The sequence below is a fragment of the Cyanobacteria bacterium GSL.Bin1 genome (assembly GCA_009909085.1).
Classification (GTDB): domain Bacteria; phylum Cyanobacteriota; class Cyanobacteriia; order Cyanobacteriales; family Rubidibacteraceae; genus Halothece.
Genome location: JAAANX010000145.1, coordinates 24,597 through 33,600, shown reverse-complemented (window position 1 = coordinate 33,600; position 9,004 = coordinate 24,597). Strand labels below are relative to the sequence as shown.

Sequence of the window (9,004 nt, the reverse complement as noted above, 5' to 3'; positions counted from 1 at the left end):
GACGATCGATGCTGGAAAAACATAGCTGATGTTGTTTTTTATATGAGAATGATTATCATCTTATTATAAAAGCTCTATTTTGTCATCATGAAGACTTCAATCGACATCGCCATTATTGGCGTGGGACCCCAAGCCTTAACCCTTGTCACACATCTGTTGCAGAAGAAAAAGTCGATGCGGAATCGTTTGATGGTTTTCGAGCCCTCAAAGGAGGTGGATGCAGTAATGGCATCATCAATTTGGTGCGTTTCAGATTTCCCATCTGCGATTGCCTTCTCCCCATCATCTTCATCTCAGTACCCCCCTAAGTAATGAAGGAGATTGGCATTGTAACTGAATTACAGATAAGATAGCTTTCTTGCTAAGCTAAAGTTGATAGTGATTTTCCAATAGGAGTTTAGGAACAATGGTGGAAGCAGTTCCTCAACTGATGACCCTTGAAGAATTTTGGGATTGGTATCCAGATGGCTATGGTCGCTATGAATTACGCAATGGAGTACCAGTTGAAATGCGACCAACAGGAACACATGGACAAGTAGGTGGGTTTTTATCCCTTGAATTGGGGTTTGAAATTAAACGGTTACAGTTGCCGTATATTATCCCCCTAGAAGCAGTAATTAAGCCTATTAATACTGATAAAACTGCTTATAACCCTGATCTGATGATTCTAGATAAGATAGCACTAGAAGATGAGCCCTTCTGGAAAAAGCGATCAACCATTACTTTAGGAAAATCAGTACGAGTTGCGATCGAGGTTGTGAGTACCAACTGGCGAGACGACTATGGACACAAGCTAATTGACTATGAAGCATTAGGGATTGGAGAATATTGGATTGTTGATTACTTGGGACTAGGAGGAAGACGCTACATTGGATCGCCCAAACAACCGACATTTTCCGTATATCAATTGGTCGATGGCGAGTATCAGGCACAACAGTTTCGGGGCAGTGAGCATATTATCTCCCCAACGTTTCCAGAATTAAATTTAACTGCAAAACAGGTGTTTGCTGCGGGGGCGTAAGATCAAAGCAGTTGAAGATAGTTCATCTTTGCAGATTTACTACTGAGGATGACAAAGATCATTAGGACTTCCGCTTAGTATGTCATTAAAGCAAAGCAGTATCGTTGTTTTGCTCATCTCAATCTAGGAAACTCTGATCGCGCGATCGCAGATTGTTCTACAGCCTTGCCACAAAATCCCAGACTGACTCAGGCTTACTTATGGCGCAGTTTATCCTATTATCGCAGCGGCAACTATTCAGAGGCAATTAAAAATTACAATCAAGTCTTAGCGCAAACGCCTGAACATCCCCAAGCGCTATATAATCGAGAAGCAGTTACAAGATACAGTATATCCCGCGCGGGTACTAAGTCTTGCTCCCCTTCAGCACAAATTTCAACTGCACCTATCCACAGGAGAAATTCTGACAGCGCGACGAGTGGTTTTAGCAGTGGGGGCGGGAAAACCGATTATCCCCGATTGGGCAAAACAGGTGTCATCTATACACTTACGTCTTAATTTTAACAGACTCTTAATCAGTCTCCCTCCATAAACTTTTAACCTTGCAGTTCTCTCCATCCTTGAGAAAGGACTTTTCCTGCTGATTTGGCAAAAACCACTGTCAGCAATAGTCCAACGACTAAATCAGGAAGGGGAGAGTGGGTGAGAAAGACAAGACCTGCAGCCGCTAAAACCGATGTATTGGCGATAATGTCATTGCGAGAACACAGCCAAACCGCACTCATGTTGATGTTGTCGTTGCGGTGACGAGTCAGTAAATACAAACAGATCAGATTGCCTCCTAGAGCCAATAAACCGATACTGCTAATGAGATGAACATTCGGTATTCCTCCGACAAAAAGCTGGTAGGTTGCTCGCGCAAATACTGCAATCGCGGAGAGAAACATAATTCCCCCTTTCAATAAAGCTGATTTCGCTTGTGCTTTGCGACCTTGATTCAACACATAGAGACTGCTCCCATATACCAACGCATCCCCCAGCATATCCAGAGAGTCACCGGTTAGCGAGAGCGCTTGGGCGCGTACCCCTCCGCCAAATTCGATAAAAAACATCACAGCATTGATGGCTAAAACTATCCAGAGGACTCGCTTTTGTCGTCCTTTTAGCTTTTCGAGCGCTTGAGTTTTCCCTTGACAGCATTGGTCAGCCATTTTCCCTCTTCCTTATTACATTCAAGCAAGTATTTGAACGTTGAGACAAACGTTTCATCCCAACTACTTCGATGTCTGGTTTAATGCTATAACATTCAAATGAACGTTTGAAGGAAAAAGAATAAAGAAAAGATAAACATTAAGTTCAGTCTTCTTCAGATGATGATTTGACTTAAAGCAAAGTTAAGAATATCAATCACTCGCTGATCTCGCAGGGAATAATAAACTAATTTTCCTTCATTACGATATTTCAAAATTTTGAGATCGCGCAGTTTGCGGAGTTGATGGGAAGCGGTTGCCACCTTAACTCCGAGCATCGTCGCAATATCACACACACAGAGTTCCTCACCGTTACTGAGAGCGTAGAGAATTTTTAGGCGTGATTGATCGGCTAAAGCACTAAAAAGGATTTGCGTTTCTTCTAAGATTTCATCACTCAGCATTGTGCTGAGGGCGTTGTTTACCCTCTCAGTCTCGAAACAAAAAGTTTGGCAAACATCAGTCGCTTTTTCCTTTGCCATGAGTTTTTTACGTTGGATATCAGTAATAGTCTAACTTATGAGTTTGATACGGCTAGACGCAAACATACTCTCATCGATCAATATTCTTTGAAGGTAATCTAAAAAGAAGTTCCTTCTTTGAGTAAATACAGAAACCATAAAAACTAATGGATGATGATTTTTTTAAGGCTCAAAATCAAACATTGACTCTAAGCCCTCTAAAATTTTCTTGAACTCTCTAGGGGATAAACTTCCTAAGTAAGAAATTACACGCTTAACATCAACAGCCCGAATTTGATCAAGTAATACAACAGAATTTTTAGACAGTCCACCTATACCAGCGTTAAGTTTAGGATAAAGAGTCGGATTATTTTCTACCCAAGAGCCAGACTGAGTGGTCAGAGGAGCAATTAAAATTACAGGGTAGCGCACTTTTCCTTTTGGTAAACCAACAATAACTGCTGGTCTTCTACCTTCTTGTTCACGTCCTTTAGGTTGATGAACAGGAAAGCTAACCAGAATTAAATCACCTGCTTGCAGTTTTCTAGACAACAGTTAATCCTCATCAACAACTAAACCCAAGTTGGGATCATAACGCACTGGCTTCCCTTCTGAAGGACTGTCGTTTTCCCATTCATAAGGTGGAAGTTCATCAATTAAATTGGCTTCTAGCCATTCTTGAGTTTCTGAGTCTGGCTTTAAGTTTGAATAATCTGCAACTAAATCATCATAAAGTGCAGAAAAAACTACTTGTTTTTTTTCCTGTGATAGTTGTTTCACTAAAGCAATAAGTTGTTCTAGTGTTAACTCTGAACTTGGCATAATTTTAAATTAAGTCAATTTAATTTTGCTATCTTCAATTTTAATCGGGTTTAATGCGATACCCCAACCCTGCCCATAAACAGTTTCAATCTATTGATCGGCATTAAGATTCAGATAATAGTCTAACTCATAAGTTTGATATTACTCTTAGCAAACACAGTCATTGTCACAGCAGGAAAGATCATTGAGAAACAGTCCTTCTTGGCGATAAGTTTCCAAGGGAGTCGTATCAATTCCCAGACGTTGCGCGATCGCGCTAGCAACCACAGCAAACCGTTGTCGAAACTTATAAATAAAGCAAAAAATCAAATTTCCTTGTCTGACCGAAGGGCCAATGACAAATAAACCTGGAGTGATGGTCGATTCATCATGCTCATTGAGAGCAGCATACCCTTCAGACCAATCAAACAAGGATGCAATTTGCTTCAAGCTAGTATCAAAGCCCGTGCTGAGAATGGGAGGGTGAGAGGTCAACCATTTTTGGGCATGGCTATAAACAACATACCCAGTCGGGATTTTTTCCACTTGTTCAACGGCGGTATTTCCCACCAGTTGCAAGCGTCCTGTACGATAAACATAGTCTAGGCGTTGCAAACTATAGGGAGAGAGACCAATACTGGGATCGGGATGATCATTATTCCAAGGTTCACCGCGATCGATGATTCCCACGTTTTTTCCCAAGGCAATTAAATTGGAAGCAGCATCGATGCCACTTTCATAACCGCCAATGATAATAAATTCTTCCCCTTCTAAGTCTTGCCAAGAGCGAACTTGGGAATTATGCAAGCACTCACTTGCTCCTGGAAACGGGTTCAGTTTCGGAGACTGATATTCTCCTGCTGCCCAAATAACAAACTGTGACTGTATCCGTCCGCGAGAAGTTTCTAAAGAAAACCCACCTTGCGGTAAGGGAGTTACAGCTTGGACTTCAGTTTCTGTTTGTACAGGAAGCTCAAAATGATCGGCAACGGTTTGTAGATAAAAGGCATATTGCTTTCCAGTTAAGTGTTCTTGCTTGAAAGCCAGTGCAGGAGAAGTTTTGCGGGCTATTGCATTAAGGTCTAACAAGCCGAAGCCATGACTGGGAAACGAGGGAGTAATAAAGCGCATTTCCTCTGGCCAGCGAGTAAAAGAAGCGCCGACTTGGTGTCGTTCTAAAATCATAAAGTTTTCGATTCCCAACTCTTTGAGAACAACGCTACAGCCAACACCAGCAGCCCCAGCACCGACAATGACAATATCGACAGCTTGATTGATTTTTGTTTTAACCATTCCCACCTCTAAAACGATAATCATTCTCATTTTATCAGCAATGGCAAATCAAATAAATCTTAATCGAAAAAAGTCGTGTCAAAAGTTAGTATGATAATGATTATCATTTTTATCCAATTGCCATGCCCCGCACAACTCAACGCACAATTTTGCTCCTTGGGAAAGAAAGTACAGGGAAATCCCAACTGATTTCTGCTCTCACTGCTCAAACCGCTTACAGCGCTAACTTTCGCGGATCGACTGTGACTTGTGAAACTTATGAAACCAAGGATTATCAGTTTATTGATACGCCAGGACTCCTTTACCGTTCTGATTGCCAAACCAGTCAAGGGACTCTTGCCCAACTTGAAGCAAATGAAACAGTGATATTGGTAGTCAAAGCAACTCATGCAGCAGAAGATTTACGGGACTTACTGCCCTTAGTTACTGGAAAACAAGGAATTGTGGTGATGACATTTTGGGATAAAATCAAAGCTGGGGCTGACTTAACAGTTGAGAATTGGCAAGAAGCGGGTGGCTTAACGATTATTCCAGTGAATGCCCGAAATTTAAGGGAGAAAAACCGAGAAGCCATCTTCACAGCATTGAAAACCCCTTCTCTATTTCCTCAGCACTGGCGACCGAGGGAGACTCACGCTTCACTTGAACCTGCCCCGACTTGGTTGGAGAATCCTGACTGGGGTTGGCTCTGCGCGATCGCGCTTCTCCTACTGCCTGCGGTGATTGCGGTTTGGGGGGCTAATGCCTTTGCTGCGGTCGTAGATCCGTTAGTAGCAACCCTCCTTGACCCGATTATTACCGCTCTCTCTGCCCTGCCTTTCCTCTTCAAAGAGATACTTATCGGGTCTTATGGTCTAGTAACCATGGGGCCTCTCCTCTTTGTCTGGGCAGTGCCAACGGTCATTTTATACGCTTTGCTGTTGGGTGCTTATAAAGCCAGTGGGTTATTGGAACGATTAACCATTGCCCTGCATCCTCTGCTACGTCCCTTTGGGCTATCAGGTCGAGACTTAGTGCGAGTGATGATGGGATTTGGCTGCAATGTTCCAGCAGTGATTAGTACCCGTTCCTGTTCTGGCTGCACCCGTCAAACTTGCATCAGCGCGATCGCGTTTGGTTCTGCTTGTTCTTATCAGTTTGGCGCAACTTTAGCTGTTTTCAGTGCGGCAAAGCTCCAATGGCTGGTCATCCCTTATTTACTTTATTTGACAATTACGACTCTCATTTATGCTCGTATTTGTTCTCCTGCGATCGCTCGCTCTCCCCACAATGAATTAATGATTGAACACCAGATTTTTTTAGAAAGACCGAGACTTTTAGAAATTTGGCGAGAAGCTCGCATGAGTATTCAGCAATTTCTCACCAACGCAATTCCCATTTTCATTATGATTACCCTTATCGCGTCAGTTTTGGATGCACTAGGGGTAATTTCTGCTCTTGCTACGGTCATTAATCCCATTATGGGAGCTTTTAATTTACCGGCTGAGGCTTCCTTACCCATCATTTTAGCTTCCATTCGCAAAGATGGACTGTTGCTCTTTGCTCAAGCTGATACCGTTTCTGTCTTAACGCCTTTGCAGATTCTAACTGGAGTCTATTTGGCAGGGGTTTTACTGCCCTGTTTAGTCACGGTTTTGACAATCGCACGAGAACAATCTTTCAGATTTGCTTTACGATTAATTGCCCAACAAGCAATCGCAGCGATCGGTTTTTCTGTACTCTTGGCTTGGGGCGGAATCTTGATTGGCTTGTAATCTTATTCGCAGACAGTAGCTTGACTGTTGCCATTTTCCAGCTAACTTACAATAATAGCAGGAACTCCTATGGTAAGTGAGATGATCAAAATGGACAGCCAAGATAACCCAACTAAAAATGTTACTGATTTAACTCTGTCAGAATTGGAAAAAGTGATTGAAGCCATTGTTAATCGAAAAATGAGAGAAGAAATGAATTTTCCTCCAACTAAATCTGAATTGTCCTTGTTAGAAACCTTTGGAACTTGGCAAGATGATAAAACTGACCAAATAATCATTGAAGAAATTTATACTAATCGTAGTCGCCAAGAAACCTAGGGCTTGTGAAATATCTTCTTGATACTGATACTTGTATTTATTGGCTGAAAGGACGGGAAGCAGTTAAGCAAAACGTCTTAGCAGTAGGTTACTCAGAAATTGCCATTTCCGTTATCACTGTTGCTGAGTTGTATTTTGGAGCTTATAACTCAACAAAAATCAATGAAAATTTAGCAGCTGCTGAAAAATTCATTCAATCGTTGCCTGTCTTGAATTTAAGTCAAACGTCTTTGAAGTATTTTGGTCAACTTAAAGCAGACTTAAAACAAAAAGGAACTCCAGTTGCTGATTTTGATTTATTAATTGCCAGTATTGCCTTGACAGAAAATTTGATTTTAGTGAGTAACAATATACGCCATTATAAACGTATTTCTCAGTTAAATCTTGTAACTTGAAAAATACAGCAAGCGCGATCGCAGCTAACTTGTCAATAAGCAAAAGCTGGGTAAATACATACTTACCCAGCACTTTAGTATAGTAGCTTAACAACTTAATTTGAGAGTGAGAGAGGAGTGATTTATGCCCTCCTCAATTAACTAAAATAGAGTTTACAGAAGTCCCCAAAAGTGAAGGACACCTTGACCGCTAAGCAGTTCAATAAAAATAGCAGAGATGAAACCGATCATGGCTAAGCGACCGTTCCAGTTTTCTGCGGAGGTGTTGAAACCAAATTTAAAGTCGTTACGATTTTCTTCCATGATGACCTCTTGATGATTTAAGAATGTAGTTCAATCCGATATGTAAATAATTGTAAACAAAGGTTGTCAAAGGAGCAATCATCCAATAGGAGGAGAACGGTTAAATGATTAACGGTGAAAGATCAACGGCAACCCCTTGCGGTTGGAGTAATCCCTCGATCATATCAGCAATTTGAGCCGTTAAGCGTTCTTGGACTTGCAAGCGTCGCCCATACATTTCGCAAATCTGTGCTAACTTCGATAATCCGATCACTTTTCCGTTGGGGGTAAGGGGGGAATACGGGCTAAAATTCCTTTTTGTAAAACTTCTGGGCGGTCTTGACGTTTAATGAGTCCATCGTTGCTAGCAAAGTATTGTTCGGCAAATCTCAAGATAGAAGAGGGACTGGTCATCGGTGGCAAATCACCAAACATCAAAGTAGTTTTATTAGGTGCAGCAAAAGCCACAGCACAGGGACGATTACAAGCACTCAGACAACTAACTTCTTGAATGATAAATTCATCTTTGTATTGCCAGTTTGTTCGTAATTCTTTTAAGCGATCGGATAAATGTTTTCCGCCTCTTTGTCCTAAATAATCCTTTTGTTGAAGAGAAAAAGCACAGGAGCTACAGACAAATATAGTGTGTTTGCTCATCTTAATTAAAGTTTGATATTTTACTATTTATTGTTCAATTAATTGCTCTATATCCGTTCGCTCTATTTCAGCAATTGATTTATGAATTTTGTATTGCTTTGGAGCTTTCTCCATGATGACAATCGCTGTTTCAATGGGCGGACAACTTGGTTCATGGCAGGTTAATTGATTTAAAGAAATAGTGACTTTTTCGTCTAGACTTAAAGTTTCAGTTAGCCAAGTTTTGACTTGCTGGACTTTTGCAGGATCGGCCTTGAAATTGGTTCGAGAAAAGAAATCCATTAGCTTTACCAGTGCAAATTGGGCAGACTAGATTTTTTGTTAATTAAAGCGACTCGCTAAATTTACAATTGTGTCGGGTTGGGCGCATCACCATAAACTGTTTTCGGGTCAAATGTTTTCTCCTCTTCCGTGAACACTAACTGAATTGGTTGCTGGGAATCAATAGCACTTTTTCCCGTAGGAATACAGCGATAAAAACAAGAACGATAACCTACGTGACAACTAGCTCCTGAAGCAGCGACTTTAACCTGCATCCACAGACAATCTTGGTCGTCATCAATCGCTAACTGGTGTAGTTTTTGCACCAATCCACTAGATTGACGGACGACACAAGCCCCCGAATCGAATTCGGGGGTCGCGTCCTTACCTTTATGCCATAACTGCTGACGACTACGGCTATAATAATGAGCTTCTCCCGTTTCAATGGTTTTAATTAACGCCTCTTCGTTCATATAGGCGTGCATCAGCAATTCTCCTGTGTTGACATCGGTGGTAACTACTGGAATCAAACCATTGGTATCAAATTTGGGAGCAATTGACGCTCCAACGA

Annotated in this window: 14 protein-coding genes and 2 pseudogenes; 6 read left to right on the top strand and 10 right to left on the bottom strand. The window is 41.5% G+C overall.

Going from position 1 to position 9,004, the window contains the following annotated elements:
- Window positions 1–87 precede the first annotated feature (87 nt).
- The 3 genes and pseudogenes from GVY04_17490 (at window position 88) to GVY04_17480 (ending at window position 1,519) form a co-directional block, all read left to right on the top strand.
- Window positions 88–337 (top strand): annotated as a pseudogene (locus tag GVY04_17490) (SidA/IucD/PvdA family monooxygenase).
- A gap of 69 nt (window positions 338–406) precedes the next feature.
- Window positions 407–1,021: a Uma2 family endonuclease gene (locus GVY04_17485; protein NBD17852.1), complete on the top strand. Its 615-nt coding sequence runs from the start codon at window positions 407–409 to the stop codon at window positions 1,019–1,021.
- Between the two features lie 84 nt (window positions 1,022–1,105).
- Window positions 1,106–1,519, top strand: coding sequence for a tetratricopeptide repeat protein (locus tag GVY04_17480; GenBank protein NBD17851.1), 414 nt, complete (start codon window positions 1,106–1,108; stop codon window positions 1,517–1,519).
- A gap of 38 nt (window positions 1,520–1,557) precedes the next feature.
- Here GVY04_17480 and GVY04_17475 read toward each other — a convergent pair whose 3' ends face one another.
- From GVY04_17475 to GVY04_17455, 5 genes are all read right to left on the bottom strand, one after another.
- Window positions 1,558–2,172 (bottom strand): cation transporter, encoded by a 615-nt coding sequence (locus GVY04_17475; protein NBD17850.1) that lies wholly within the window; start codon window positions 2,170–2,172, stop codon window positions 1,558–1,560.
- Window positions 2,173–2,327: 155 nt separating this feature from the next.
- The gene (locus GVY04_17470) at window positions 2,328–2,693 is read right to left on the bottom strand and encodes a metalloregulator ArsR/SmtB family transcription factor (GenBank protein ID NBD17849.1); all 366 of its coding nucleotides are present in this window, start codon (window positions 2,691–2,693) and stop codon (window positions 2,328–2,330) included.
- 162 nt (window positions 2,694–2,855) lie between these two features.
- Entirely contained in the window at window positions 2,856–3,227 is a 372-nt protein-coding gene (locus GVY04_17465; protein NBD17848.1) for a type II toxin-antitoxin system PemK/MazF family toxin, read from the bottom strand.
- A complete protein-coding gene (locus GVY04_17460) occupies window positions 3,228–3,494 on the bottom strand; it encodes a hypothetical protein (protein ID NBD17847.1) in 267 nt (88 codons plus the stop codon).
- Window positions 3,495–3,641: 147 nt separating this feature from the next.
- Complete coding sequence (locus GVY04_17455; protein ID NBD17846.1) at window positions 3,642–4,766, bottom strand: NAD(P)-binding domain-containing protein; 1,125 nt, start codon at window positions 4,764–4,766, stop codon at window positions 3,642–3,644.
- A 122-nt stretch (window positions 4,767–4,888) separates the two neighbouring features.
- Between GVY04_17455 and GVY04_17450 the strand changes: the two genes are divergently transcribed.
- The 3 genes from GVY04_17450 to GVY04_17440 all read left to right on the top strand — a co-directional run bounded on the left by GVY04_17450 (window position 4,889) and on the right by GVY04_17440 (window position 7,233).
- Window positions 4,889–6,520, top strand: coding sequence for a ferrous iron transporter B (locus GVY04_17450; GenBank protein ID NBD17845.1), 1,632 nt, complete (start codon window positions 4,889–4,891; stop codon window positions 6,518–6,520).
- A 90-nt stretch (window positions 6,521–6,610) separates the two neighbouring features.
- A complete protein-coding gene (locus tag GVY04_17445; GenBank protein ID NBD17844.1) occupies window positions 6,611–6,838 on the top strand; it encodes a hypothetical protein in 228 nt (75 codons plus the stop codon).
- A gap of 5 nt (window positions 6,839–6,843) precedes the next feature.
- Window positions 6,844–7,233 (top strand): PIN domain-containing protein, encoded by a 390-nt coding sequence (locus GVY04_17440; protein NBD17843.1) that lies wholly within the window; start codon window positions 6,844–6,846, stop codon window positions 7,231–7,233.
- A 153-nt stretch (window positions 7,234–7,386) separates the two neighbouring features.
- On the opposite strand, the gene GVY04_17435 is transcribed toward GVY04_17440, so the two are convergent.
- From GVY04_17435 to GVY04_17415, 5 genes and pseudogenes are all read right to left on the bottom strand, one after another.
- A complete protein-coding gene (locus GVY04_17435; protein ID NBD17842.1) occupies window positions 7,387–7,539 on the bottom strand; it encodes a chlorophyll A-B binding protein in 153 nt (50 codons plus the stop codon).
- A 121-nt stretch (window positions 7,540–7,660) separates the two neighbouring features.
- Window positions 7,661–7,801: pseudogene (locus tag GVY04_17430) on the bottom strand (GTP cyclohydrolase I FolE).
- Window positions 7,786–8,172 carry a DUF1636 domain-containing protein gene (locus GVY04_17425; GenBank protein ID NBD17841.1) on the bottom strand — a complete coding sequence of 129 codons (387 nt, stop codon included), beginning with the start codon at window positions 8,170–8,172 and terminating at the stop codon, window positions 7,786–7,788. Before GVY04_17425 ends, GVY04_17430 begins: the two are co-directional and overlap by 16 nt.
- Window positions 8,173–8,199: 27 nt before the next feature.
- Window positions 8,200–8,454 (bottom strand): hypothetical protein, encoded by a 255-nt coding sequence (locus GVY04_17420; GenBank protein ID NBD17840.1) that lies wholly within the window; start codon window positions 8,452–8,454, stop codon window positions 8,200–8,202.
- A gap of 62 nt (window positions 8,455–8,516) precedes the next feature.
- The gene (locus GVY04_17415) at window positions 8,517–8,990 is read right to left on the bottom strand and encodes a phosphoribosyl-AMP cyclohydrolase (protein ID NBD17839.1); all 474 of its coding nucleotides are present in this window, start codon (window positions 8,988–8,990) and stop codon (window positions 8,517–8,519) included.
- Window positions 8,991–9,004 lie beyond the last annotated feature (14 nt).

Excerpts from the sequence above, each read along its gene's own strand:
- GVY04_17445 (NBD17844.1), top strand. The coding sequence starts at position 6,611 with ATGGACAGCCAAGATAACCCAACTAAAAATGTTACTGATTTAACTCTG.
- GVY04_17450 (NBD17845.1), top strand. The coding sequence starts at position 4,889 with ATGCCCCGCACAACTCAACGCACAATTTTGCTCCTTGGGAAAGAAAGT.
- GVY04_17475 (NBD17850.1), bottom strand. The coding sequence starts at position 2,172 with ATGGCTGACCAATGCTGTCAAGGGAAAACTCAAGCGCTCGAAAAGCTA.
- GVY04_17460 (NBD17847.1), bottom strand. The coding sequence starts at position 3,494 with ATGCCAAGTTCAGAGTTAACACTAGAACAACTTATTGCTTTAGTGAAA.
- GVY04_17470 (NBD17849.1), bottom strand. The coding sequence starts at position 2,693 with ATGGCAAAGGAAAAAGCGACTGATGTTTGCCAAACTTTTTGTTTCGAG.
- GVY04_17485 (NBD17852.1), top strand. The coding sequence starts at position 407 with ATGGTGGAAGCAGTTCCTCAACTGATGACCCTTGAAGAATTTTGGGAT.
- GVY04_17455 (NBD17846.1), bottom strand. The coding sequence starts at position 4,766 with ATGGTTAAAACAAAAATCAATCAAGCTGTCGATATTGTCATTGTCGGT.
- GVY04_17425 (NBD17841.1), bottom strand. The coding sequence starts at position 8,172 with ATGAGCAAACACACTATATTTGTCTGTAGCTCCTGTGCTTTTTCTCTT.
- GVY04_17420 (NBD17840.1), bottom strand. The coding sequence starts at position 8,454 with ATGGATTTCTTTTCTCGAACCAATTTCAAGGCCGATCCTGCAAAAGTC.